This window comes from Bacillus sp. KS1, assembly GCF_020075515.1.
In the GTDB taxonomy this organism is placed as follows: domain Bacteria; phylum Bacillota; class Bacilli; order Bacillales; family Bacillaceae; genus Bacillus; species Bacillus velezensis.
Genome location: NZ_JACAWW010000019.1, coordinates 349,525 through 376,146, shown reverse-complemented (window position 1 = coordinate 376,146; position 26,622 = coordinate 349,525). Strand labels below are relative to the sequence as shown.

The following is a 26,622-nucleotide window of genomic DNA, read 5'->3' as shown; positions in this document are numbered from 1 at the left end:
CTACAGCCTATGAAGCAGAATCAAAACGGTTTAGGCAGCTGACGGCGTCAGCGTTCCAAAACCCGCCCATTTTTTATGCCTTCAATTAAGATTCTGGCGCCTTTTGGCGTCATATGATTTCCGGAAGGATCTATCAGTCCGGATTGGATCAGCGCCCGGTCTGTATCTTTGCCGCCGTCCGCGCGTATAAAGTGTTTCCAGTTATCCACCAGCGGCACTTTCAACTCAGCTGCAACCTGCCTCGTAACGCCGTTATAGGAATTATGCCATTTTCTCGCGCCGCCTTTTTCTTTAAAGGCTGAGGCTTTATATCTCGAATAGTAATAGAGATGATGCGTTCCGTTTCCTTCTATAACCGGGATGCACGTCATTAAAATCGGCTTTATGCCGTGATTTCTGCTTTCGTTTATGAAATAAGTCAGGTTTTCTTTAAACCGTTTCTTTGATACCCGCGGCTGATCGCCCGTCAAAATGCCCGCATCATTTGTTCCGAACATGATAAATAAATATTGGGGCTTACGCTCCAGCACGTCGCTTTGAAAGCGCAGGCGCGCATCCTCAGTCGTCTGGCCGCCTATTCCCGCATTTATAACCGTAAGACGGCCGCGTTCCGCTGTTTTTAAAATGTTTACCCACTGCTGCGCCTTCGGATAATCACGATAATCCCAGTTGGAACCGCGCGTATTGCTGTCGCCGAACGCGACAACACTTTTTTCTTTGCCCGCGGCGCATCCTGATAACAGACAGATTATCGTAATAAAAAGAACAGCAAACTTCATTTTCTCTCCCCCCCAAACCTTACCTCCTATGGTACACATCTCTTTGTCGGCTTTCAACGCGGCGCTCTCTTTACTGGATATGAAAAGGACCGGAATCCTGTCCGATCAAATCCGAAACCTTAACAAACGTGTAGCCCTGCTTTTTCAGCTTGGGAATGATTTCTTTCAAAGCCTCAACCGTCTGGCGCCGGTTTCCTCCGCCATCATGCAGAAGAACGATATCTCCATCTCTGGCATGTGAAACAACGTGCCTGACGATTTTTCCTTTCCCGGGCCTTTTCCAGTCTCTCGGGTCTTGGTTCCATGACCACATGATGATATGATAGCCCTCTTTTAAGATGCTTTTGAAAGCCGTATGATTCAGCGACCCTCCCGGCGGGCGGAATAACTTGTCTCCTTCCGGCTGAAGCGATGTGATATGATGCGCGGAGCTGTGAAGCTCTTGTAAAATGTCTTTGCGTTTCAGACGGTGAAAATAAACATGGTTCATCGTATGGTTGCCGATTTCATGCCCTTCTTCAACGATGCGTTTTGCCGTTATGGGGTATTTGTCTATACGGCTCCCGACACAAAAAAAGGTTGCTTTAACATTGTGCTGTTTCAGCACGTCTAACACAGCCTCCGTATAGACAGGATGGGGGCCGTCATCGAAGGTTAAAGATAGTTTCTTTTTTTCAGACCTTATATCCCAGTACACGTTTCCCGTCTTCTCCATGTCACTTCTTTTTAAAGTTTTCGCATCGGCGGACACGGCAGTGAGACTCGTGAGGACGCATATCATGATGATCAGATGAAAGCATCTCAACGTTTACACCTCCAGTAAACACTACTGTTAACGTGTCCCCTTTTATAAAAAATCATTCTCAGCATCAAATGATGCACATCACCCGCTTCCCGCTTGTTTTTGTCCAAACCCGGGTGCCAGCCGTTTCTCATCAAACGGCAAATGCTGATAAACAAATACGCTTATCGGACAGCTTATTTTAATAGAAGGAGATAGATTTGTGCTGTATACTAAATGAAAAGAGGTGAACGTGCAGATGATAAAAAAGGGATTCAGTCTTGCCGTCATCATTGCTGTCGTGATGATCGGCTTTATGCAAAAAGACGTCTGGCTCAGCATGATTCGCGCGGGCGGCATGTACGCCGTGCTGATGAGTATCCTTCTGGTCGCAGCTGACGTATTTTTTCCGATTGTTCCATTCGCCATTATCGCGGCCTTAAACGGAGCGGTTTTCGGGATTGTAAACGGGGTGTGGATTACATTGTCAGGCGCGATGCTCGGAACAATGGCATTGTTTTTTCTCGTCCGGTACGGATTCAGAGACTGGGCCAGAAAAAAGCTGCTGGCTTACCCGGCAGCGGCCCAATATGAAGATTCATTTCATCAGCACGCGTTTACGGCGGTGCTTTTCGGGCGGCTGATTCCGATTATACCGTCGCTTGCCATGAATACCGTCTGCGGGCTGAGTAATATCCGATGGCCGATCTTTTTTTCTGCGTCGGTGCTCGGCAAAATTCCGAACATTGTGATCGTGACCGTCGCAGGCGCTTCATTTACAAGCAACAAACTGCTGTCTTTCGGGATTTACGGAATGTATATGCTCGTCTTAATGGCGGTCATTTATAAGAAGTTTCCCGGCCTTTTAAAAACAACGAAAAAATGAAGCGCGTACCGCCCCCTATTCCGGCGGTACGGCTCCTCTCATTCTGAACCGACCACTACCATATTTTTCTTTCTGTAAAATGACAAAGCCGCTCTGAAAAACTGCCTCACGTATTGATGCAGTTTCGTTCCGCAACCCCTTCCCCTCTGCTGCTCAGTCATATAGTAAAGGTGCACATAACCGATTTTTTGGCTGCGGTAAAATTTGATGGAAGCTTCAAGCTGTCCGATCGGCTGCCCGTTATGAAAAAGCAGCATAAAACCGTCGGGAAAGCATTTGATTTGGGATGACAGCCACCTGAGATATTCATCCTTATTAAAATGATCCGCCGTGCCAAAGCTGACGAAAAACGAATCCTCACGAAACGAAACGGCCGTCTCTTTATGTTTGTTTAAATTGATCCGCTTGAAATACATCAGGAGTCCTCCTTTTTGCGGCCGCAAATAAGAACGAGCATAAAACGGCTGCCAACGCCAGCATAACAGCGGCGCCTGCGATGACGATGCCGCGGACGGAAGAACTGACAGAAGCCGCTCCGAAAACCGCCGTTACTACTATAATGAAGACGGCTTCGACTAATGAATAAAAGCTCCCCACTCTCCCCATGATGTCCACCGGAACATTCTTTTGATAAAACGTCAGAAAGCCTGTATTGGCAAACGCCAGAAAAAAAGCGAGAAGGAAAAATCCGAAAGCAGCCGTCCAAAAAACGTCAGAAAACGCATAAATCATATATCCGGCCGCTGTGAATAAAGAGCCCATTCCCATCAATAAAGAAGCCAGCATTTTTTTATTAAAGAACACATTGACAAGCGCCCCCGCAATAATGCCTGCCCCTGAGACACTGACGAGAAAACCGTAATCGGCATCAGTCAGCTGAAGAACCTCTTTTGCAAAAGCGGCTTCAAGCGAATCAAGCGCTGAGGGCATAACGGTCATGACCAGACTGAATAAAAAATAAATGATCATAACGTTTCGCGCTGTTCGGCTGAAGCGATAGATGAGCTTCCAATCTTCTTTGTAAACTGCCAAAGAAAGCTTCTGTGCGGGAGAATGTACGTGAGGCTCATTTTCAAGGTTCGGCAGCATCATCGTAATGAAACCGGACAGCACTAAAGCCGCCGCATTCACCCAAATCGCAAAAATCGGCGTGCCGGCGATAAAAAGCAGCCCGGCCGCAGCCGGCCCGAGGAGAAAAGCCCCTGATTCCGACAAAGCCCTTAGTGAATTGAATCTTTTTCTCCTTTCAGCCGGGATAAGCATCGTCACATACGCCATGGAACACGGACGAAACATCGCATTGGCCATTTGAATCAAAAATACGATACAATAAACGCAAAATAAAGACCGTGCAGTAAACATCAGCGGCAGAACGGCAATGAGTGCAGCCCGGATGAAATCAAGCGACATCATCATATTCCGTTTGTTGCACCGGTCGATGATGCTGCCCGCCCACCCATTTGTCATCAAAACAGCCGCAGGCCTGATTAAATAAAGGATGGAAACCGCAAAAGCAGACCCCGTTTCTTTTAAGACAATAAGATTAAGAGACAAAAAATAAATCCATTCACCAATATTTGCTATCCCGATTCCGGTTAACAGAAGCATCGGGTACCGCCAAGACTTCAGGTTTTTCATCTTATCCCTCCCTTAGAAATAAAAAACGCCCTCAAGACAATAAAGTCTTGAGGACGGGAAACAGCCCGCTATGCCACCTCAATTCGGTTTGGTGCCGGCCTTGCCGGGTACAAAGCTTGCTCGGTAACAGGAGTATCCGCCGCATCATCCTCGTGTTGCATGATTCCGATGCGAAGCTAAGAGGTTTGTTTCAACACATCCATTCATACTCCTTCACAGCTCCCGGAGCTCTCTGTCATGAATGATATCTGTCTACTCGTCTCTTCAGCGCTTTTCGGTTATATTGTTTTCACCCTTACTTTTTTCAACAATATACAGGCTCAATCAGCAAAAATCAAGAGGCTCCAATAAATAAAACCCGATTTTGATTAATTTCCCTGTACAGACACAAACAGCCCTACCAACACATACAGTTACATATAGGCGATTGCCTACATAACTTTGTGGAGGTGAGGACGGTGACAGGTGTTTTTGTAGCGCTCGGGTTTATTGTGAAAGAACTTGTGTTTTTAGTATCATACGTGAAAAATAATGCCTTTCCACAACCGCTCTCAAATAATGAGGAGAAAAAATACTTAGACCTTATGGCTGAAGGAGATGAACACGCCCGCAACATGCTGATCGAACATAATCTCCGTTTAGTCGCCCATATTGTGAAAAAATTCGAAAACACGGGAGAGGACGCAGAAGATCTGATCTCCATCGGTACAATCGGGCTGATCAAGGGAATTGAAAGCTACTCAGCCGGAAAAGGCACGAAGCTTGCCACATATGCCGCACGATGTATTGAAAATGAGATTTTAATGCACCTGCGCGCATTGAAAAAAACGAAAAAAGACGTCTCCCTTCATGATCCGATCGGCCAGGATAAAGAAGGGAATGAAATAAGCCTGATCGATGTCCTCAAGTCGGAAAGCGAAGATGTGATTGACACTATTCAGCTCAACATGGAACTTGAAAAGGTCAAAAAATATATCGATATTTTAGACGACCGCGAAAAAGAAGTCATCGTCGGCCGCTTCGGGCTTGATTTAAAAAAAGAAAAAACGCAGCGCGAGATCGCAAAGGAGCTCGGCATTTCAAGGAGTTACGTGTCGCGGATTGAAAAACGCGCATTGATGAAGATGTTTCATGAGTTTTACCGGGCGGAGAAGGAGAAACGGAAGAAGAAGGGAAAGTGAGCGAAAAGCCGGATCTGACATCCCGGCTTTTTCTGCATTTTAGGACATTGCTCCTCAAGTATAACTTCAGGATTTAAAAATAAAACATAACAAATGAATAGAATTAGTACAATCGTTAACCTTTTTAATAATTTTTTATTGATATTTAACCCCTTCAACATAGCCCTCCCTTTTTAACAATCCATTTCATTTGGGCTACACCCCCATCATTGAATGTATTTCCTACGAAAAATGATTTTTAACCTCATAGGAACTCTTACATGACAGGGTTTTTGTTGTTTTTTCATTGTTTATCAAGACCTAAAGCAAAAGAACTTGCTAATTCTCAAATACATCCACCAAATTTTCAATGTTAGTTTGTTTTTCATACATACTATATAAAAATAAAACCTAGTTGAAACTTTACAAGACAAGCTGAATTGACTATAGTCTAATTAGACTAAAATATTAATGTAAAGAAGTGAAAAATTAGATGATAAAGTCTTTTTTAATGTTGGGGCAGTCGAATATGGCGGGCCGTGGATTTTTGAATGAAGTAGACCCTATCTATAATGAAAAAATTAAAATGCTGCGCAATGGACAGTGGCAGATGATGACAGAGCCGATTCATTACGACCGTCCGGTTTCCGGCGTTGGCCTGGCGGCATCTTTTGCAGATGCATGGTCAAAAGCTCATCCCGATGAAGAAATTGGCTTGATCCCGTGTGCGGAAGGCGGCAGTTCATTGAATGACTGGCATCCGGAAGGCATCCTTTTTCAACATGCTTTGTCCGAAGCCCGCTTCGCCCTCCAGTCCAGCCAAATTTGCGGAATCCTTTGGCACCAAGGTGAGAGTGACAGTTATCGTTCGCTGCATGAAACTTATTACGAGAAATTAACTCTTATCATCGAGACGCTAAGAAACGAGTTGAAACTTGATGAGGTACCGTTGATTATTGGAGGGCTTGGTGACTTTCTTGGGAAGACTGGTTTTGGACAGCACGCGACTGAATTTCGACAGGTTAATGAACAATTGCTGCGTTTTGCTAATGAACAACAGAATTGTTATTTTGTTACTGCGGCAGGTCTGACTGCGAATCCTGATGGCATTCATTTAGACGCAGTTTCACAACGCAAATTCGGTTACCGCTATTTCGAGGCTTTTTCGGAAAAGCACCATATCCTGAAACCCATTTCGGGAGAGGAGCAATCACTGAAAGTGAATGGTGACTATTCTAAAACAGAACAGATTTACCTTCATAGTATGGATTTGGCTTCGGGTGAAATCACGTACGCGGAATTTGAGGCGCGGATGGCGAAGGTGATGAAACCATGATTCCCTTACTTATCCTTGGCTTGCTCATCCAAAACCCCGGAGCTCACGGCTATGAACTTCTGGCTTTAATGGAAAAACGTCATTACAAATACATTGTTAACTTCACGAAAGGTTCATTTTATTACAATCTGCAGCAACTTGAAGAAAAGTGTTTGATTGAACAGATTCAGCAGAAACCCTCAACCAGCGGGCGTGAAATCCGTAACTTTAACGTCACAGAATCGGGAAGGGCAGAATTCGAAAAATTAATGATCAAATACGGCACCAAATCGGAATATGTGAACCTGCAATTTTATGGAGCGTTACTCTTTGCCGATGAATTCGACAAAAATAAATTACTGGATCTGATCCAATCACAAATCGATCAGACTAAAACTCGAATCGAGCTCCTTGATGAATACCTGTCCACCACTCAAGAAATTCCCGGCACAATCAATTACTTTCGCCGTATGAATGAAAATTCCCGTTCACATCACTTGGTTAATTTAGAATGGTTCGAGAAATTGAAAGCAGAAATAGAGTGAACTATTGCATAATAAAAAATGCAATGTTACATATATCAGAATATTAGTTACCTACATATAAAACCTGTGTCGCAGATATCTAGTAACACCATTGATACAGGTTTTATACTCCTTCTTTAATTAAACCAGTAATAGGGTTGTCAACACTTGCCCCAAACAAGAGCAAGTGAATCTGCTGCGTGTTCTTCTTTTTCAATCCGTATGAATAACCACTTTTCACCACCTATTCAGTATCAAGTAAGTCAACTGATTTTTCTCCTTCTTCCGCTAAACTGCTGCTTTAGTCGAATAAAAAAAAGTGATCTCCCTTAAGGTAGAATCACTTTCTCTAATTGAACAAGCAGTGAAGATGAACATCGTTCTCGACATAAACTAAAATTTTTTATCTACCTCTGCGTAAGCATTTCAATTGATTGATAGTAAACCCCCTCCCGCAAGAAAACTCCGTCTTTTTCTATTTTCTTTTCAATATAAAACAATGATAACTTTCTTTCATCTTATGAAACCCAAGCAGTTATTAGATGTTTTTTTATCTGTACAAATACAGGTGAATCACTTAATTTATTACATATAAGTTACCCTGCAAAACTGTGCACGAAATGTCGGGTAGATACATTTTGCTCCTGTTATTCTTTTGTTAAAGGAGGTCAAATAAATGGATTCGCTTAAAAGGATGAACAGCGCATTAACGTATATTGAAGAAAACCTCACGAACGGTATTGATTTCAAAGAAGCAGCAAGGCTTGCTTTCTGCTCTGAATATCATTTTAAAAGGATGTTTTCCTTCCTAACAGGTATTTCATTATCGGAATATATTCGTCGACGACGTCTTACTCTTGCAGCTTTTGAACTTAAAGACAGCCGCGTAAAGGTGATTGATCTTGCAATAAAATACGGTTATCACTCACCAGATTCTTTTGCACGAGCATTTCAAAATCTGCATGGCATAAGCCCATCAGAAGCTAAACATAATGGCCATTCACTTAAAGCTTATCCGCGAATGACCTTCCAGTTATCAATCAAAGGAGGAAATGAAATGAACTATCGCATTGAAGAAAAAAAGGCATTTCGCATCGTCGGCATTAAAAAAAGAGTTCCTATTTTGTTCAAAGGCGTGAATCCTGACATTGCATCGATGTGGGAAAGTTTAGATGAAACAGCAATCAATCAACTAAAAGAGCTTTCTAATGTAGCGCCTGTAGGACTTATTAGTGCATCCACAAACTTTTCTGAAGGCCGGACAGAGGAAAACGGAGAGCTTGATCACTATATTGGCGCAGCCACAACGAAACATTGCCCAAATCATCTATCACAGCTTGAAGTCCCTGCCTCAACGTGGGCTGTATTCGAAGCAGCCGGATCATTTCCGGATGCACTGCAGGAAGTATGGGGGCGGATTTATTCCGAATGGTTTCCATCGTCACATTATGAACAAATTGAAGGCCCGGAAATCCTGTGGAATGAGCATAAAGATGTAACATCGCCATCTTTTAAAAGTGAAATTTGGATACCCATTTCAAAAAAGTAATATATCTTACAATGAAATTAGAGGAATTAAAGGTTTTAAGGAAGGGGTCTTATCCCTTCCTCTTTATGTCACTAACCCGATCTGCGGCAATATTGATGCCACCAATCTTCGAATTGAGTTTTTTAATGAGCAGAGCCGATCTTACTGAAAATATAAATTGAGGTGTATTGCGTTTTGATGATCTGCTTCTCACTTCTTATTTTCCGCCTTAACGTCCGATCATTTCTGCAATTCTTCCCCAAAGTCTGACATTGATGATTGACCGCCAAGTCTCCCGTTTTGATTCCTGCCTTCACGGTTTCCCGAAGTGAGTTTTCTATTAATTCCGCTGCTTCTTTCCGGAAATAAATCACTTCACAACAGAGAAACTGAAAGCGGTATAAAAAACAGCTCCGTTAAAATGGCCGGAACTGTCTTTGAATTTTGGATTTTGCAGTTATCTCCATCCGTTAGTTTAATTAGAATTCAGATAATCCAAGATACGATCAACTCTTTCATTGACTGAGTAATCTCCTTCAATTTTTAGCAATGGACAAGATAAATCTGCCATCCAATGTTCGTGTAAAGCTTTGCTTCTAACTTCCATTCCGGCATGATCATATAAAGAAGCCCACTCTAAAAATGTTTTTGATTGTTCATATTTACTGCCGCCGGCTAACACTTCGTTTCCATAACGCTGAAATTCCCTCTGCCTTAATCTCTCAAGCCGTATATCTTGCGGAATCCATAAGAAGATGACAAGGTCAAAATAACTTTTTAGATCATCGCCCCAGCCGCACACTGCGCCAGAAAGAATCCATTTCTCATTTATTGTCAAGTCTTTTTCAAGCAACTTTCTTCTTTCAGGAATTTCTCTTTTCTTAGTGAATTTATCTGTCCAATAGTAATCATCAGTATCAAGATGCGTATGAGGCAAATGCTTTGATAATGCAACACCCAATGTTGAAGTTCCGACTCCGGAGGCTCCCAGTATGTGAATATTTTTTTTCATAGTTCCCTCTCCTTATAAAGCAACGAAACTCCCTGTCCGCTGCACAAGGTTCTTACTATTATTTTAATATAAATCCCCAAAAACCTTTACTTTGCCAAGGGAATCCAGATGCGTGTTAAAACCATACTGCTTACGAACTTCATGGTCATTTTCAAACAGAATGATTAACTTTCTCTCCGGCCTGATTGGCAGTGAAAACTTGGTTGTTTTCTCGTTACGCTCATTGATCACGATCTCAACTTGATTATTTTTTTGTTCAAACTCAATAAGTGCATTCTCCCATTTATCTCTGATTGAAATGATACAATTTCTATTTTTCTTTTCCTTTTTCTTATAAATGTAATTCACTTTAACTCCCCTTTCATGCTTACTCCGGCCGACACAGTCGTTCTCTGCGTAATAAAAAAAGACAGCTTTATCCTCTTCTTCAATATAACTGACATCAATGTCTTCATCGTCATATTTTTTGACATAAGGTTCAGCAAATTTCTCCTCTGCATATGTCCAAACATTGTCCTCAAATGAAGGGATGATTCTCCCTGAAACAACGAAAGGTTCGTTTGGTTTATTGAAGTCTTTCATATTGAATCGGGTCATTTTAGTTATCATCATAATCACCTTTCTGCATTTATTGACCTTAATTTACATCTTTTGAACTGTTGATTCGTCTGCATGTCATGGATACCGGTTTAATCACTCTAAGACTAAAACAAAAAAGATACCAACATCGATTGGTATCATCTATTCATTCGAGCCCTTACAACAATATCCTATTTCGGAGCTTCCAAACCGAATGTTGTCCATTCCTCTTTTGCCGGACCATAAATACCCGGAACAGGTAAACCTGCTTGTCTCATAAGGACAGTCATTTGTCCTCGATGATGGTTTTGATGTTGAATTAAAAATAGCAAAAGTGAACCATTCGGCAATTGCTGACCAATAAAGTTGACACATTCTTGAAGTGTATCGTCAGTCCATTGCGTTTTTAACGCCTGTACAAATGCATTACTGGCTTGATGATAACTCTCAGCAATAAACCGCGCCGATGCAGGAACAGGATAATCTTCGGCCGGAGCGTGAAACGTTAAATCTGTGTTTGAGGTAATGGTGTGAATGGCAGCGACAGTATGCCATGCAATACGGCCTAAAGTCCAATGTTGTGAAGTGATTTCTTGTTTAAGTGATTCATCAGTCAGATGATTCAGCAGTTTCTGTGTCGCATCGGCTTCGAACTCCCAAGATTTCAAAAAATGGTCTAAGGTTTGAAACATAAAAATCCTCCTTATCCTTTTTTGTTTTTCTATGTATCTACAGTTCAATTATAGTGCTCCGCTTAGTTAAAAAAGAACAAAACGATAGACAGACATTTTTAACAGAAAGCCCGATCTGACAACAACAGACAAAATATAAGAACATAACGGATAACTCTATACTTCTTTTTCTTCAATCGACAAAAAAAGGATAGCTGTTCAAACAGAATTCTTCTGCCTAATATTTTCTCTTTGCAAAAGTCCATATCGTCTTAGTGATTGAACCGGAGACAAAACAGCTCCCCGTCATCATAGCCACCCAAATGAAAAATGTCGGTTCGGCACCTATTACAATAAACATGAATATCAAGGACAAAATGAAGACAATAACAACCATCATCCATACTTTTTTAAAGATGAAATATCCTAAAATCCCTAACAGAAAAGAAGCTGTCGGAAGAAAAATGAGAATGATATACGCGGGACTCAACAGCGGGCTAATACAAACACCTCCCAATTTCAAAACGAGGAAGTTCCTACTTTTTGTCTGATATCAAATGATATGAAGTGATTTTTTTCATCTTGATATTATGCCGTTTCATTCATTTTATACATATTATACCAATGTCATCGAGTCAAATATAGATATTTATTCATTTTTAACATATTTTAGGTAAATCAGGAGTGAATTAAAGTCTGAGGATAGCCCGCTTTTTCTTTCCCTAGTAAGTCCTGCCGCATTGGCTTTAGCCCATCATTGTTTTTACAGCGCTAATATTCTCATAATCGTATGCATGACGCTGCTTTCCTCATTTGATTTGATGACAAAGTGCGCCGCATCTTTTATTTCGTCAATGGCATTCTTAACCGCAAAGCTGTAGGATGCCGCTTCCATCAATTCTTTGTCATTGCGGCCGTCTCCGAACGCCATTGTTTCATCAGCCGAAACCCCTAATAATCGCTGCAGTTCTTGTACTGTTGTTCCTTTATGTATTCCGATATTTGATATGTCCATCCAGGTATCCTCTGATGCTACGATATATAATTGGTGAAAAAATTCATGCAGCTTTTCTCTCGTTTCCGGACAGTTGGCGTCGGGATCATGAACCGTAATCTTGATAAAATCATCTTTTATCTCAGTAAAATCAGTTATTCTCGTTACATGTGCATAAGAGGCATTTACATATTTCATCTCACTTTCAGACAGATTTTCTTTTACGATCGCGCCTTTTTTTGTGCATGCGATAATGCTATGCCCGCAGCTGATTTTTTCTAAAGCGCCTATAATTGACAGTCCCGCTTCATTGCTGATCAAAGATTCATATACGAATTTGCCGTTCTTTTTTATACGTGTGGCACTGTCTCCTAAAATCCAAAAATCTTTCGCGTCTTCTCCGAATAAAGCTTCCACCCTTTCACACTGCTTCCCGGTGCAGATGGCGAAAGCGACATGCTGTTCCTCCATTACTCGTTTTGTCTTTTCAAATAACGTTCTGTCAAAATCGCCTTGATTATTTAAAAATGTGCCGTCTAAATCCGTAATCACTAATTTAATCATCGTTCAGCACCTCCGCAGTTAAAATGTCTTTTTCAGACAAAGGGTTTTTCACATTTGAGAATGGAATCAATCGCATTTAAGACCCCTTCTTCATTGTTTGATTGTGTGATATGCGCGGCAGCCTGTTTAATGCTTTCCTGCGCATTATCCATAGCGACTCCGTATTTCACGGCAGACACCATCTCCAAATCATTGCCGCTGTCTCCGAAGGCCGCGCATTCTTCATCATTTATCCCCCATTGTTTCTGGAGAAGCTTAATCCCGCTTGCTTTATGAAGCCCCGGTATGATCAGATCTATGTCACCGTGCCCGCTTGATACAGGCGTGACGAAAGACCCGATGGCGACTTTTAAATGTCTCAGAAGTGCGGAACAATGTTCGGCGGGAAAGCTGATGGAAAATTTCAAAATATCATCATCGATGTTTTCAAAATGCGGCACCCTTTTTAACACATAATAATACTTACTGGCATGCAGATATTCATCTTCACTGGCATTTTCATGAATATACGCGCTTTTTTTTCCGCAGACAATGACGTTTTTCACCTCATACTGCTCTAAAGCACGGATTACTGCTTTTATAGTGTCTTCAGACATGTTACCCGCGAATAATTCTTCTCCGGCATTCACGACGAAAGCGCCATTCTCGGCAACGAAAGCGATTTCACTTTTGATCTCCGAAAAAAAGGATGTAAGCTGCGCATATTGGTTTCCGCTTGCTACGGCAAATTTAATTCCCCGCGCTTTTAATTCACGATACTGATTCATAAAACGCTCTTTGTTATATGCCATTTCATCATTCAAAAACGTTCCGTCCATATCAACCGCTATCAGTTTGATACTCATATTGTCCTCCTTTTTTCGGCCTCTTTTGTCAGAGACCCTTGAAGAGATCATGCATAAAGCGTATGAACGAATTATATCCGCAGTTGTTTTGCGCCGTAAATCATTGGCTGACGTCTTGTTTTGAATGACACAAAAAGTGATTTGTCACATCAATATAACACTATGTTTCTTTTAAAAATGATATGTTACGATTAGATGTACATTCACCATTCTCATAAAAAGGAGAATCCCCCTGCATGTTCACACACGAAATGATTGCTTCATTTAACGAGCTTGAAACTTCTTTATACAACTACATCTCCCAAAACAGCGAGAAAGTCGTCTATATGCGAATCCGTGAATTGGCAAATGAAACCCACGTATCTACGGCTTCTATTTTACGTTTCTGCAAAAAAATAAACTGTGAAGGGTTTTCGGAGTTTAAGGTGAAGCTGAAGATGTATACGGAGGCAAATAAAAAAACGATTTTAAAGAGTCCCCATCATTCCGTTGCCGAGTTTTTTGAAAGAACAGTAAGAGGAGGGATGGAAGAAAAGCTGAAGGAAGCAGCAGCCCTTGCGGCCGATGCAGAAAGCGTCATTTTTATCGGAGTGGGAAGTTCAGGAATTCTCGCCGAATACGGAGCCAGATATTTTTCGTGCTTAGGGAAACTTTCAATGTATATTAAAGATCCTTACTTTCCGGCCCATTCCCATTTCCGTCATAACAGCATCACGATCGCATTATCGGTTTCAGGTGAAGGAGATTCTACGGTGACTCATCTGAATCAGCTGAAACAAGAAGGCAGCCGGGTCATCAGTATTACAAATCATAAACATTCAACCATTGCCAAAATGTCCGATGTGAATATTTCATATTACGTGACGGAAGAATGGGTTGAAAATGCGAATGTCACCACCCAAATCCCCGCTATGTACATACTTGAATCAATGGCTCGGGAGATATACAAATTGAGAGAATAAATTCAGGAACGCACCACTGATACGCTGAAAATTTCGGTATTTTTGTAAAAGTGATGAGAAACCCTTCTCTGATGCAAGAGAAGGGTTTTGAGAATCACAGATGAGACACAATACAATTTGCATGGCCTGCCAGTTTATATTCTCCCAAATCGGAAGGCAGGAGAATATGATCTCCTTTTCTAAATGGATATTCATGCCCGCCTGCAATCATTATTCCATCTCCTTCGATCACGCTGACAAGAAGAAAAGGATGATGCTGGAATAGATTTGCTTCACCTTTTACAACCCACTTTTCGACTGAAAAATAAGGACATTCTATTAAAACAGCTGCCAGCAGATCATCTGTTTGTTTATAGTAAACGGTCGGCCGTTCACGGACAGATGGAACGTCTATCACGTCTATACTTTTTTCCAAATGGAGCTCGCGCATCCTGCCGTCCGCATCTTTTCTTCCGTAATCATACAATCTGTAAGTCGTATCTGAATTTTGCTGCGTCTCTAAAATAAGTGTGCTCTTTCCAATCGCGTGAACAGTGCCGCTTGGGACAAAGAAGAAATCTCCCGGCTTTACCTTAACTCTGTTCAGGAGCCCGTCCCATTCTCCGTGCTCAATCATGGATATCAGTTCTTCTTTTGTTGTTGCGTTGTGGCCGAAAATGATCTCCGCCTCTTTTGCACAATCAATGATATACCAGCATTCGGTTTTTCCAAGTTCTCCGTTTTCATGCATTTTGGCATAGACATCATTCGGATGCACCTGAACGGACAGGTCTTGGTCCGCGTCCAAAATTTTTGTAAGAAGAGGAAAACGGTTTCCTTCAAGGTTTCCGAATAAATCTCTGTGATGCTCCCACAATTCACCGAGCGTACATCCTTTATACATGCCGTTTCGAACTGTGCTCTGTCCATTTTGATGAGCAGCGAAGGCCCAGCACTCCCCTGTCCGCTCGGACGGAATATTATAGTGAAAATCACGCAGGGCGGCGCCTCCCCAAATTCTTTCTTTGAAAACCGGATTGAAAAATATCGGTTCAGTAGACATGATCATCCCCCGCTTTATTCGATTTCTTCCAGAAGCTCATACGCCTCTTCTTTTGTCTGAACGGCGAGCAGCCTTTCCCGATAGCTGTCATCCATCAGTTTTCGGGATAACATCTGCAATATTTTCAGATGCTGATTTCCGCCGCTTTCCTTCGGTACGGCAATCATAAAAATCAGTTTTGCATCAGAACCATCAAGGCTGTTCCAGTCAACACCCGAACGTCTTATTCCGAATGCGACACCCGGTGTTTTGACGGCTTCAGACTTTCCGTGCGGAATGGCGATATTCATACCTATCGCCGTGGTTCCCTGCTGTTCCCGGCTCAAAATGGCCTGCTTAAATCCGCTGTCAGACAGCAGCATACCTTTACGGGACATTTTCTCGATCATTTCATCGATAATGTCATCCCTCGTTTCGCCGGATAAATGCGGTTCAATCAAGTCCGTACTGATAATGTCAGTCAGTTTTTTGATTTCGGTCATCCCGGCTTTTCGGCTGTCAGCCTGAGATGGTTCCTTTGTTTCTTTTGCCGCTGCAGCTTCATTTGGTGCGGCAGACGGCAGCACCTCGCCGGGCGCGAGGGATTTCGCCATATCTTTCTTCAGTACATTAACCAACAGAGCGGTGACAAGAGAGCCTGCTGTTACAGCGATAAAAAACATCAGTACATGATCTACTGCTCCAAGTACAGCAACGATGGGGCCGCCGTGTGCCACTCTGTCCCCCACATGGCCGATCATCGCTATCACCGAGCCGGTCATAGAACCCGCCATAATACTCGGGATCACTCGAAGGGGATCTTGGGCCGCAAATGGAATGGCCCCTTCCGTGATACCGAAAAGGCCCATCGTAAATGATGCTTTTCCCATTTCTCTTTCTGCGGCGGCGAATTTTCTTTTTCCTAAAAACGTCGCAATCCCAAGCCCTATCGGCGGTATACAAATGGAAACGGCAATCGGACCCATAATTTCATAATTTCCTTCTCCGATCATTGCCGATCCGAAAAGAAAGGCCACCTTGTTTACGGGTCCTCCCATATCAAAGGAGATCATCGCTCCTAAAATCAATGCCAGGAGAATTGAGCTCGAACCTTTCATTCCCGCAAGCCACACCGTTAATGATGCGAAAATATGAGCGACGGGGGCGCCGATCAGAAATACAAACGCCAAACCGACGATCAGTGAGGCAAACACCGGAATAATAATGATCGGCATAATCGGCTGTATTGCTTTAGGAACTTTACATTTTTTGATTCCAAGCGCCGCATATCCCGCCAAAAATCCCGCAATGATTCCTCCGAGGAATCCTGCGCCGCTTGCACTGTCGTAAAAGCTGCCGGATGCCGCAATATATCCGCCGATCATTCCGGGGACAAGACCCGGCTTATCAGCGATGCTGAACGCGATGTACCCGGCTAAAATCGGGATCATGAATGAAAAAGAAGCACTGCCGATCTGTTCAATCGTTTTCCAAAAAGACTCATCCGGAATGACTAAGCCCTTTGGTGTTTTTTCTCCTCCAAGCGTCAATGCAACCGCTATCAATAATCCGCCGACGACAATGAAAGGAACCATAAAAGAAACGCCGTTCATTAAATGACGGTAAATCGGGTTTTGTTTTTTGCCCTGCTGACTTGCGGATTCAGCTTTTGAAGCAGATTGATAGACCGGCACTTCACCGCTAAGCGCTTTTTGAATTAATTCTTCCGGTTTGCGGATGCCTTCCTGAACCCCGACAGCCAGCAGCTTTTTTCCCGCGAATCGGTCTTTGTTCACCGAACGGTCCGCCGCGATAATGATTGCGTCTGCTTCCCGGATTTCCTCTTCGGTCAGCCTATTTTCCACCCCGATTCCGCCCTGGGTTTCCACTTTGATTTCAACGCCTAATCTGCCGGCTGCTTTTTGTAAATTTTCAGCAGCCATATACGTATGGGCAATGCCGTTCGGACATGATGTAATCGCTAACAGTTTCATATAAATCCTCCTTGCAGTCTGAATTTCAAGATCTTGTCTCAACTTTATACTGAAATCAGCCTGTGATAAGCGCGTTTTTTTACCATAAGTTCCGGAAATAACGGCATTTTTCCCTATAAACAGAAAAAAAGCAGGGAGCCATTCCCTGCTTTTAATAGTTTAAATACGATAAAAACGTCATCACATTTTTTTCTTCCGTCAGTTTTTGAATAAATGCCGGCTGCTCGCTAAGATAGGAAAGCTCACTGAATAATTGCTTTACCTTGTTCTGATCTTCGTGTTTGACGGCAAGCATAAAAACGAGCGACACCATTTCCGTCCCCCACTCAATCGGCTCTTTTAAGGTGGCGATTGCAATGGCTGATTGTTTGATATATTTAGAGTTCGCGTGAGGGATGGCAATACCCGCCCCGATATTTGTCGCCGACATTTTTTCTCTCATTACTGCATGAATGCCATACTCTTTTTCTACATAGCCTTTTTCATACAAAGCCTGCGCCAGCTTTTCAATGACCTGATAACGGTGCTCTGTCTCTTGCTGTAAAAAAACGAGAAACGGCGTCGTGTCGTTCAGCATTTTAAACGTTTTTTGCTCCCGGCGATGTGATGTATCAAGCTGTTGCATAAATGCGCTGAGCTTCTTTTCATCAGCAGACTCCAAAAGCGGTGATACGACAATATGAGGGATCGTTACATTTCCAAGCCCTATCGTAGAAATGACAAAATCTATATCTTTATGCTTTTTGATATACTCTGTCAGCTCCGCTTTTGCGATACAGTCTTTTACCGTAATGTGATGAAATTTGCGTTCAATTTTAGTCCGCAGCAATTGCGACATGCCAATGCCCATATGGCAGACGATGATCGTCCTCTTAGGATTATGACTGCTTCGGCGCAGCCGTTCGATCGCTGCCTGAAAATGCAGCGTCAAATATGCCGCCTCTTCTTCAGGAATATAAAGATCAAATGTTTGATTGATGTCTTCTAAAACGTCAATGATAAGATGAAACAAATAAGGGTACATTTTTTTGATGTCGTGAAGCATGGGATTTGAAACAGAGAGATCATAGCTCAGCCGCTTCAACACCGGATCGAGATGAATGTTCAATCCATTGATCAGTTCCTGGTCTTTATGAAAATCCAGCTTTTGCAGTTCTGAAACACGATTGATCAAATGCCTGACGACTTTTGAAAGCTCAGAATCTTCAAGATCAAGCTTCTTTTCTTGCTGTGATGGATAGCGGACTTTCCCGCCTATTATATGTAAAGTTAAATAGACGGCTTCTTCCTCAGGAAACCGGATGGCAAATACCGGCTCAAGCCGTTTTAAACAAGCCAGTGTCCATTCATATTCTTTCTTCTTTTTTACCGCGTCCAGCTGTCTTGCAGAAATGGCGACCGGCTGTTTCATTTTGATACGGCGGATCGTCAGCAATGTATGCAGCAGCAAACTTTCAAATGTTTCATCCGTAAAATAGATAGAATGGTTTTTTTGTAATAACTTGATTTCTTTTCTCACAAAGTCCGCTTCATGACTTAAAAACTTACTTTTTATAAATTGGCTTGTAAATTCCGCATTATCAATCAAATCTGAAATTCGCGCCAATGCTTTTCTTTTGTTTTTTTCGTCTCCTTCAATCTTTAAGCCGAGCCGCTGTTTAGAAACCAGCGTGAGATCAAATCGCTTCAGCCACTCTTCAACCGCACTTACATCCTTTTTAATGGAAGCTCTGTTTACAAAATGCTGTGCGGCAATTTCTTTTGCGGAAACGGGCTTTGAATTCATTAATAAATCATAAGCGATGTGAAGTATTCTTTCTTCATCGGTCTTGTGCCTGCATGTAAAGTGCTCATTATAAATTTGCCGGCTTAACCGTGACCTTTCCTGTTCAGATATATGTAAATAGACGCCTAATCCCGGTTTGCGGATCAGCTGAGCTTGAGCATGTTCACTCAGGAAATCTTCAATCGTTTTCAAATCATTCCTGATCGTTTTTTCAGAACAGCGGACCCTGTCTGCGAAATCTTGCACAACTAAGTAGTCATCAGGTTCAGATAACAACAGATACAAAATCTTTTTCTGCCTTGAATTCATGTATTTCATCTGTTTTTCTATCCTTCCTGTCCGTTTCTGCTGGAGCAATTGTGATAGGTTAAATATACTGCGCGTACGAAACCGTTTTCATTTTATATTGAAACAAAAGAGTAAAAAGTTTTGTTTTTTACCGCAGATTCCGGAAAAATCATGTTTTATACAAAGGCTGTTCACCTTTGATTGACAGCAAAACACCAACCGTTTTTAAACGATTGGTGTCGGCAGCGAAAACCTGCTGTTACAGCCAAAATGTTTCGCCAAGCGCTAATGCTTTCAGGTTTTCAGGAGGTAATGCAAGCCGGTCCCACTCGCCGTGCAGTCTGCTTAATGCTTCCGGGCCTGTATCATCAGCAAGCCGGAATGCCCCGTAATGCATGGGAATGAAGCTGTCAGCCTTCAGCTCCAAAAACGCTTTCACGGCGTCTTCCGGATTGATATGTGACACTTGCATAAACCACTCCGGTTCGTATGCTCCGATCGGCATCAGGGCCGCCTTAATACGAAACCTCTCTCCGATTTCTTTAAAGCCTTCAAAATAGCCTGTATCTCCTGCAAAATAGATGGACTCGCCGTTTTCGCTTTCTATGACCCAGCCTCCCCAATGAGAGGTATCGGTATCCCAAAGCGTTCTCCGTGTCCAGTGCTGGGCCGGAACAAATGATATATTCACTCCCCGCATCTCAAAACGATCCCACCAATTCATTTCATGAACGTTTTTGCGGCCTTTTTTGTTGAACAGCTTTTTCAATCCCGCAGGCACGTAAAAATCCGGGTTTCCTCTCAGTTTTTTTATACTCGGAAAATCAAGATGATCATAATGCCCGTGTGAAATGAGCACGGCATCAATGTCAGGCAGTTCGCTCAATTCATATCCCGGCTCTGTCAGCCGTTTTTGAAAACCCATCCGCCGCGCCCAAACAGGGTCGGTCATTATGTTAAGCCCCTGTATTTGGATCAGAAATGAAGAATGGCCGATCCATGTTATGGCGGTTTCCGTCCGATTGACGGCAACATCACGGACATCCCTAGTGACCGCTTTCGGAATGTTCTCGCTTAAGTCTTTACTTTTCTCTCTTCGTTCTTTCATCCATTTCCACATGTCCCTGAATCCATGTTCATTCTTCACGCCATTCAAGTTTTCATATCTTTTTTTCATTATCATTCTCCCTTGACACGTGTATTCCATTAGATTCATCGGACATTTATACAATGTCTGTAAATACCGCCCCGCTTGCTTCGGCTAAATCTTGAGGCGCTGCTTTCAGCTGCATTCCGATTTTCCCCGCACTGACAATCATAAACTCCAGTGTTTCAGCGGATCTATCAATGAAAGTCGGAAACCTTTTTTTCATGCCGATCGGAGAGCATCCGCCGCGCATATAGCCGGTTACTCCCAAAAGGTCCTTCATGGCAATCATTTCTATTTTCTTCTCACCTGCCGCCTTCGCAGCCTTTTTCAGATTCAGTTCTTTTGCAACGGGAACGACAAAGACGTAATAACGATCAGTTCCTGCAGATGCCACTAAGGTTTTATAAACATATTCGGCAGCGTATCCGATTTTTTGTGAAACGGAAAGACCGTCTGCGGGCTGTTCCCCTTCTGTTTTGTAACCTAATAGCTCATAGGGAATGTTTTGCTGCTCAATGATACGGACAGCATTTGTTTTCACTATTTTTTTCGCCATGGTTTTCCTCCGTTTTCTGTATTTCTTTCTGATTATTTTCAACTACCGCTCAGTTGCGTGCTTTGTAATACTCAAGTGCAAACTGTTTAAAACGCTCAGCAGCGGGAGAGAGAGCATGGTTTTTCAGCTGGGCTAACGCTATGGTGCGTTCGCATTGGTAATCTGCAACCGGAAGAAAAACGACCGGTAAGTATGAATGCTCCGCGGTTTTCGGCAGCACTGCAGCCCCCAGACCCGCGGCGGTCAGCCCTAATATGGTTGACACTTCCTCTCCTTCAAATGCGAGATGCGGGTGTATATTCAAATCCCGGCACATCAGATCAAACATATACCTCAGTCCGTATCCCGGTTTAAAACCCACAAAATCCTCGTCCTGCATCTCTTTCATTTGAATGCTTTTATTTCCTGCAAGCGGGTGGTTCTCAGGAAGCACCGCATAAAGAGGCTCTTTCTCCAGCACTGTCCATTGTAAAAGCTCGCTGGGAAGCGGCGGGGAGCTGAGACAGATATCCGCATCTCCCGTTTCCACCATTTTGCGAAGCGTTTCATTTGCGCCTTGATAAAGCCGGAAGGTCACGTTTGGGTATAGCTTTTTAAATTCGGCAATCAGCTGAGGCATTAAGCGCAGCCCGAGCGTATGAAGAAATGATACAGATATTTCGCCGTGCTCCAGGCTCATATTCTTTTTCACTTGTTCAACGCCTTCATTTAAAGCTCGTCTCGCTTGTTTTGCTTTTATTAAGAACTGCTCTCCGTGCCTTGTCAGCCGGACGGCTTTTGTCTCTCTGTAAAATAACGGCGCGCCTAATTCTTCTTCAAGCCTGATAATCGATCGGCTTAATGCCGGCTGAGAAATCATTCTTTCTTTTGCCGCATTTGTGAAATGCTGATGAGCTGCCGCCGCAATGAAGTTGTCAATTTGATGAAGCTCCATGTTCTCCTTCTCCCCTTTCTCATAACCTACACGCATTAATTCTATAGTTATTATAAATTAGACACATTGAAATGAAAAGCGTACGATACATATATAACCAACAGTGAGAAAAGAGGGACATTCATGACGTTTATTCAGCCTCATACAAAGGCTTACAGAAAGGCCAGCTTGGCTCTGTTTATCAGCGGCTTTGTGACATTCGCCACGCTTTACACGACACAGCCGCTTATGCCTTTGTTTTCGGAAGAGTTTCATATTTCCGCTGCGGCTGCCAGCTTAACTTTATCCATCTCAACAGCCGTTTTGGCATTTTCATTATTGGCCGCCGCTTCGTTGTCTGACGGATTCGGCAGAAAAAAATTAATGGTGCTGTCGTTAACAGCCACTTCTGTTTTAGGTCTATTAACAGCGTTCAGTCCGGCTTTTCCGGCGCTTTTGGCGATGAGGGGGCTGCTCGGTATTTTCCTGGCAGGCGTTCCGGCTGTCGCTATGACATATGTAGGCGAGGAGTTTGATCCGCAGGGCCTCGGGAAAATGATGGGCCTGTATATCAGCGGCACAAGCATCGGGGGAATGAGCGGCAGGCTGTTAACGGGGCTTCTGACCGATGTATTCGGCTGGCGGCCGGCGCTTGCCATCATCGGCATTCTTTCTATTGTATTAAGCTATTTGTTTTGGCGTTTTCTTCCGGCTCCGCGCCATTCATCTGAGCGGCATGCGGGCATAAAAGCGGCATGTAAGGAATACGGAGCGGTTCTGCACCGCAAACGGCTGCTTTTGTTAATATCTCTGGGATTTATATTAATGGGGAGTTTTGTGACATTATATAATTATATCGGCTTTCATTTAATGGCGGCTCCTTATCATTTGTCGCAGACTGTGATCGGTTTTATTTTTATTGTCTATCTCGCGGGAACGTTCAGCTCGGTCTATATGGGGAAAAAAGCAGATCTTTTCGGAAGCGCGAAAATGATTAAGATTGCGATTTTTGTTATGCTTGCCGGCGCAGCGGTGACACTTTTGCCCCAGCTTGCGCTTAAAATCGCGGGGATTGCCGTCTTTACCTTCGGCTTTTTCGGCGCGCATTCGATCGCAAGCGCCTGGGTCGGCCGGGCAGCCGGTGATCATCGCGCGCAAGCCTCTTCATTATACTTGCTTGCATACTATATCGGTTCAAGCGTGGCCGGGTCTTGCGGCGGTTTCTTTTGGACGCATTTTCATTGGATCGGTATCATTTCATTTATTTCGGTTTTGCTATTGCTGTCTTATCCGGTTTTATTTCTGGCGGAATTCAGAAAAAAGGGACATAGCCGTCTGCATGTAAATCAATAAAAACATTAAAGATTTGTGTCTTTTGTCCGATACTAAAGATAAGGCCGGCACGATACTCCCTATAACTATTCCTTTTGATTCAGTAGATTTCAAATATCGTGCCGGCTTTCTTCAATTAAAAAACATTCTTCAGTTGTCTCACTCTTCTGTTACATACCTGCCCAAACATCTTTCGCATATCTTCCTTCCGCCTGCAGGTGTTCAAGCCACTCCAAGGAAACTTTTGAATCAGTGTTATGCACCTTTTCATACGCCTGAAGCAGTACATTTTCCACGGCCGGAGCCATTTTGCTTCCGTCACCGCATATATAGAGATGGCCGCCTTGGTCAAGAAGAGCAATAATTTGTTCAGCCTCGCGAAGCAGAACATCCTGTACATATACTTTACAGTCCTGATCTAATCTGGAATACGCTCGGTGCACGGTGACAAGGCCGTTTTTCTCCGCATGGTCGAATTCATCTTTGTACAGATCGTCTTCTTCAGGATGCCGGCAGCCGAAGTATAAATGAGCTTCGCCCAGGATGTTACCGGACATTTTTTCGGCAGCGCGCGCCTGGATAAATCCCCTGAACGGCGCAATTCCTGTGCCTGCTCCGACCATAAGGAGAGGCGTTTTCGGATTTTCAGGCAATGCGAAACCCGACTGCGGCGAGCAGATGAAACAGACGGCAGAATCGCCTTTTTGTAATCCGGCTAAATAGTTCGAAGCCACGCCCCGGTATTCCCCACGGCCGCTCCATGCCGGAGCCGTCACAACGCCGACCGTGATACTGAGCTCCCCGCTGGCTGCCTTCGGTGAGCTTGAGATTGAATAATAGCGCGCCTTTAAGGACGGCAGAAGTTCTAAAAAGCGCTCAAACGGCAGTTCACATGCAGGATAATCTTCCAGCAGGTCCAGCATGGTCATTCGTTTTTTCAGCACGTTTTCTTTATATGCCGCATCATCAGAATAAAGATGCTCCAATTCTTTTTGGTGCGGCGGGCACACGGTATGTGCGGCAAGTTCGCGAAGCTGGGCTCTCGTTGCCGGCTCCTGCAGCTCTACATAGGACGCCAAAAGCTTCGGCGCATTAACCGGCCGGTCCATCGGCAGATGAGGCAGCTGCCGGCCCTTGATCTTAAAGTGCTGGTTCGGATCAAGACCGAATCGGCGAATGACACGGCTGATCAGTTCCCCGCTGTTTTGCGGAAGCACCCCGAGATGATCTCCTTCCTGATACGTTTCTGTTTCGGGGAGACGCAGCTCAATATGCCGGACTGAGCGCTTGCTGCTTTCGGTATGAAGCTCTTTGTTTGTGATGACCTCCGCCTCAAATGCTTTGTACGTTTTGGCAATCGGCGTCTCGGCTGCTTCACTTACGTATTCGATTGATAACTGTGATTTGTTTGTCTGTTTTGGAGCGGCCTCTATATAAAAAGCCTTCATGATGTCCTTCCAGAATGAGTCTTCCCAGGCTTCCTGACTGTACTCAAAATCATCGGCATTGTCGCCCTCCCCGATAGAGGTCAGCCGTTTTGCCCCTTTTTCTTCAAGCACTTTGTCTATCAGGCGGGGGATTCTCTGGTAAGTTGCGGCCCAGTTGCGGTCTCCGCAGCCGAAAACGGCGTAAGAAACACCCTTTAGTTCCTGATCTTCAAGGGTTTCCATCCATTTCACAAAACCCGCCGCATTATCAGGCGGCGCCCCGTTATAAGAAGCCGTCACAATAACGACCGCGCCTTTTACAGGCAGTTTTCCGGCATAATCATCGAGCGGGCCGGTTTCAGTTGAAAATCCTTTGCTTCTTCCGATATCAGCCAGCTCTTCCGCGATTCCTTCAGCAGTTCCTAAATTTGATCCGTAAAGAATGAGAAGCGGCGTTCCGTGGGACGGGATTTCTTTCGTTTCTTCTTTGTGACCGCTTCCTTCAGCTTTATGGTTTTGTACGGGCTGATGATTGGACACGTCCTTGTTTTTCACACGGATTTTAAAATCACCGGGCTTAATGGTTAAAGCTTCTTTAATCGTAAGCTCATAATCAGTATGATCAATCAGTTCAAAGTGTTTCAGGACAAGGCCTAGTACCATTGTCGCTTCCTGAAGGGCAAACTGCATCCCGATGCATGCTCGCTGTCCGTTTCCGAACGGCTTATACGCATCAGCCGGAATGGCCGCGGGATCACTGAACCTTTCCGGGCGGAATGACTCGGCATCTTCTCCCCACGCGCTTTTATCCCGGTGCAGCTGCGGAGTCAGAATCGTCACCGGCTGTCCCTTCGCAATCGGATATTTCCCGCCGAGAACCGTATCTTCCTTCGCGTACAGAGAAAATGCCGGGGCAGTCGGATATAACCGCAAAGTCTCGTTTAGCACCATGCGGATATATGTCAGCTGCTGAATCTGCTTATATTCAGGGGTCTCTCCCGTCAGCACCCGCTCGGCTTCCTGAACGGCTTTTTTCAATTTATCTTTATTTTTCAGCAGGCAGTATATCGCAAAAGAAAGCAGCCCGCTTGTGGTTTCATGCCCAGCGATCAAAAAGGTAATGATTTGATAACGGATATTTTCATCATCCAGCCTTTCTCCCGTTACAGGGTCTTTCGCTTCAAGCATCAATGCTAAAAGGTCAGACAGATTCTCATCCGGATTTTCCCTCCGCTCAGCGATGATCCGGTCTACAAGCGAATTCATCTCTTCAATATCCTGCTGGAACTGATGTCGCGTTTTGATCATCAGCTTGTCCTGCAGGCTGTGTCTCTGCGATTGGCGCATTGCCTCCTGCAGGGCACGAAGCATACTTGTGATAAAAGGATGCTGTGTGTCGCGGTAAAAGCTGTTAAAGCGGTAATGAAATCCGCACAGGCCGATTGTATCCAGCGTCAGGCGCGTCATATCTTCGGCAACGTCAATTTCTTCATTCGGATTTAATCTGCTCCACTTCTGCACGAGCTGCATGGCAATATCCAGCATCATTGAATGATAGCCTTTCATCGCCTTCTGGCTGAAGCTCGGCAATAAAATCCGATGCGCTTTCTGCCAGTTCTTTTCGTGAGTCCAGCTCGTAAATAGTCCGTCACCGCCAAACTCACGGACTTTCAGCAGGGCTTTGCTGAGATTTTTGTCAAATCGCTTTTCATCACAGACTTCTGCCGCAAGCTCGCGGCCTGATACGAAGACCCCGACAGAGCTCGGAAATTCAAAACGAAAGATCGGGCCGTATTCTTCAGCAATTTTCCAAAGCGATTGTGACAGTTTTTCTTTTTCCAAGTGAGGGAGATTTTTCAGAGGCCCGTATGTTTTCGGCTGCGGTATAGCGCTTAGCTGTTTCATATCGATCTTCCT

24 protein-coding genes are annotated in these 26,622 nt (G+C 43.8%); 7 read left to right on the top strand and 17 right to left on the bottom strand.

Going from position 1 to position 26,622, the window contains the following annotated elements:
* Positions 1–47 precede the first annotated feature (47 nt).
* The gene (locus HWY38_RS15550) at positions 48–779 is read right to left on the bottom strand and encodes an SGNH/GDSL hydrolase family protein (protein ID WP_025285021.1); all 732 of its coding nucleotides are present in this window, start codon (positions 777–779) and stop codon (positions 48–50) included.
* 70 nt (positions 780–849) lie between these two features.
* Entirely contained in the window at positions 850–1,584 is a 735-nt protein-coding gene (locus HWY38_RS15545) for a polysaccharide deacetylase family protein (RefSeq protein ID WP_224182163.1), read from the bottom strand.
* Between the two features lie 235 nt (positions 1,585–1,819).
* Between HWY38_RS15545 and HWY38_RS15540 the strand changes: the two genes are divergently transcribed.
* Entirely contained in the window at positions 1,820–2,446 is a 627-nt protein-coding gene (locus HWY38_RS15540; protein WP_012118035.1) for a TVP38/TMEM64 family protein, read from the top strand.
* A 38-nt stretch (positions 2,447–2,484) separates the two neighbouring features.
* Here HWY38_RS15540 and HWY38_RS15535 read toward each other — a convergent pair whose 3' ends face one another.
* Both HWY38_RS15535 and HWY38_RS15530 read right to left on the bottom strand, forming a co-directional pair.
* On the bottom strand, positions 2,485–2,862 hold the full coding sequence (locus HWY38_RS15535) for a GNAT family N-acetyltransferase (protein ID WP_101669818.1): 378 nt from the start codon (positions 2,860–2,862) through the stop codon (positions 2,485–2,487).
* On the bottom strand, positions 2,828–4,084 hold the full coding sequence (locus HWY38_RS15530; protein WP_224182162.1) for an MFS transporter: 1,257 nt from the start codon (positions 4,082–4,084) through the stop codon (positions 2,828–2,830). The genes HWY38_RS15535 and HWY38_RS15530 overlap by 35 nt, the downstream gene beginning before the upstream one ends.
* Before the next feature lie 458 nt (positions 4,085–4,542).
* Here HWY38_RS15530 and sigK point away from each other — a divergent pair, with 458 nt between their 5' ends.
* The 4 genes from sigK to HWY38_RS15510 all read left to right on the top strand — a co-directional run bounded on the left by sigK (position 4,543) and on the right by HWY38_RS15510 (position 8,632).
* Positions 4,543–5,265: an RNA polymerase sporulation sigma factor SigK gene (gene sigK, locus HWY38_RS15525; protein ID WP_224182161.1), complete on the top strand. Its 723-nt coding sequence runs from the start codon at positions 4,543–4,545 to the stop codon at positions 5,263–5,265.
* 472 nt (positions 5,266–5,737) lie between these two features.
* Positions 5,738–6,580, top strand: a complete 843-nt coding sequence (locus HWY38_RS15520) for a sialate O-acetylesterase (protein WP_224182160.1) — start codon at positions 5,738–5,740, stop codon at positions 6,578–6,580.
* On the top strand, positions 6,577–7,104 hold the full coding sequence (locus HWY38_RS15515; protein WP_224182159.1) for a PadR family transcriptional regulator: 528 nt from the start codon (positions 6,577–6,579) through the stop codon (positions 7,102–7,104). Before HWY38_RS15520 ends, HWY38_RS15515 begins: the two co-directional genes overlap by 4 nt.
* Before the next feature lie 655 nt (positions 7,105–7,759).
* On the top strand, positions 7,760–8,632 hold the full coding sequence (locus tag HWY38_RS15510) for an AraC family transcriptional regulator (RefSeq protein WP_224182158.1): 873 nt from the start codon (positions 7,760–7,762) through the stop codon (positions 8,630–8,632).
* Between the two features lie 454 nt (positions 8,633–9,086).
* Here the strand turns inward: HWY38_RS15510 and HWY38_RS15505 are convergent, their stop codons facing one another.
* The 6 genes from HWY38_RS15505 to HWY38_RS15480 form a co-directional block, all read right to left on the bottom strand.
* Complete coding sequence (locus tag HWY38_RS15505; RefSeq protein WP_224182157.1) at positions 9,087–9,623, bottom strand: AAA family ATPase; 537 nt, start codon at positions 9,621–9,623, stop codon at positions 9,087–9,089.
* Positions 9,624–9,686: 63 nt separating this feature from the next.
* Complete coding sequence (locus HWY38_RS19205) at positions 9,687–10,232, bottom strand: hypothetical protein (protein ID WP_317986222.1); 546 nt, start codon at positions 10,230–10,232, stop codon at positions 9,687–9,689.
* Between the two features lie 161 nt (positions 10,233–10,393).
* Positions 10,394–10,894, bottom strand: a complete 501-nt coding sequence (locus HWY38_RS15495; RefSeq protein ID WP_224182156.1) for a DinB family protein — start codon at positions 10,892–10,894, stop codon at positions 10,394–10,396.
* Between the two features lie 217 nt (positions 10,895–11,111).
* The gene (locus tag HWY38_RS15490; protein ID WP_069007158.1) at positions 11,112–11,363 is read right to left on the bottom strand and encodes a DUF2651 family protein; all 252 of its coding nucleotides are present in this window, start codon (positions 11,361–11,363) and stop codon (positions 11,112–11,114) included.
* A gap of 273 nt (positions 11,364–11,636) precedes the next feature.
* Positions 11,637–12,431 (bottom strand): HAD-IIB family hydrolase, encoded by a 795-nt coding sequence (locus HWY38_RS15485; RefSeq protein ID WP_224182155.1) that lies wholly within the window; start codon positions 12,429–12,431, stop codon positions 11,637–11,639.
* Between the two features lie 32 nt (positions 12,432–12,463).
* Positions 12,464–13,276, bottom strand: coding sequence for a Cof-type HAD-IIB family hydrolase (locus HWY38_RS15480; RefSeq protein ID WP_224182154.1), 813 nt, complete (start codon positions 13,274–13,276; stop codon positions 12,464–12,466).
* 236 nt (positions 13,277–13,512) lie between these two features.
* Between HWY38_RS15480 and HWY38_RS15475 the strand changes: the two genes are divergently transcribed.
* A complete protein-coding gene (locus HWY38_RS15475) occupies positions 13,513–14,238 on the top strand; it encodes a MurR/RpiR family transcriptional regulator (RefSeq protein ID WP_224182153.1) in 726 nt (241 codons plus the stop codon).
* 94 nt (positions 14,239–14,332) lie between these two features.
* On the opposite strand, the gene manA is transcribed toward HWY38_RS15475, so the two are convergent.
* The 6 genes from manA to HWY38_RS15445 all read right to left on the bottom strand — a co-directional run bounded on the left by manA (position 14,333) and on the right by HWY38_RS15445 (position 21,967).
* Positions 14,333–15,280, bottom strand: a complete 948-nt coding sequence (gene manA, locus HWY38_RS15470; protein ID WP_224182152.1) for a mannose-6-phosphate isomerase, class I — start codon at positions 15,278–15,280, stop codon at positions 14,333–14,335.
* 14 nt (positions 15,281–15,294) lie between these two features.
* Positions 15,295–17,253 carry a fructose-specific PTS transporter subunit EIIC gene (locus tag HWY38_RS15465; protein WP_224182151.1) on the bottom strand — a complete coding sequence of 653 codons (1,959 nt, stop codon included), beginning with the start codon at positions 17,251–17,253 and terminating at the stop codon, positions 15,295–15,297.
* A 151-nt stretch (positions 17,254–17,404) separates the two neighbouring features.
* On the bottom strand, positions 17,405–19,357 hold the full coding sequence (locus tag HWY38_RS15460; RefSeq protein ID WP_224182150.1) for a BglG family transcription antiterminator: 1,953 nt from the start codon (positions 19,355–19,357) through the stop codon (positions 17,405–17,407).
* A 229-nt stretch (positions 19,358–19,586) separates the two neighbouring features.
* Positions 19,587–20,504 (bottom strand): MBL fold metallo-hydrolase, encoded by a 918-nt coding sequence (locus HWY38_RS15455; RefSeq protein WP_224182149.1) that lies wholly within the window; start codon positions 20,502–20,504, stop codon positions 19,587–19,589.
* A gap of 46 nt (positions 20,505–20,550) precedes the next feature.
* Positions 20,551–21,033, bottom strand: a complete 483-nt coding sequence (gene ybaK / locus HWY38_RS15450; RefSeq protein ID WP_224182148.1) for a Cys-tRNA(Pro) deacylase — start codon at positions 21,031–21,033, stop codon at positions 20,551–20,553.
* A gap of 49 nt (positions 21,034–21,082) precedes the next feature.
* Positions 21,083–21,967: a LysR family transcriptional regulator gene (locus tag HWY38_RS15445; protein ID WP_047935979.1), complete on the bottom strand. Its 885-nt coding sequence runs from the start codon at positions 21,965–21,967 to the stop codon at positions 21,083–21,085.
* 123 nt (positions 21,968–22,090) lie between these two features.
* On the opposite strand from HWY38_RS15445, the gene HWY38_RS15440 reads away from it, so the two are divergent.
* Positions 22,091–23,299 (top strand): MFS transporter, encoded by a 1,209-nt coding sequence (locus HWY38_RS15440; protein ID WP_224182147.1) that lies wholly within the window; start codon positions 22,091–22,093, stop codon positions 23,297–23,299.
* Positions 23,300–23,448: 149 nt separating this feature from the next.
* Here the strand turns inward: HWY38_RS15440 and HWY38_RS15435 are convergent, their stop codons facing one another.
* Positions 23,449–26,610, bottom strand: coding sequence for a bifunctional cytochrome P450/NADPH--P450 reductase (locus tag HWY38_RS15435; RefSeq protein WP_224182146.1), 3,162 nt, complete (start codon positions 26,608–26,610; stop codon positions 23,449–23,451).
* Positions 26,611–26,622 lie beyond the last annotated feature (12 nt).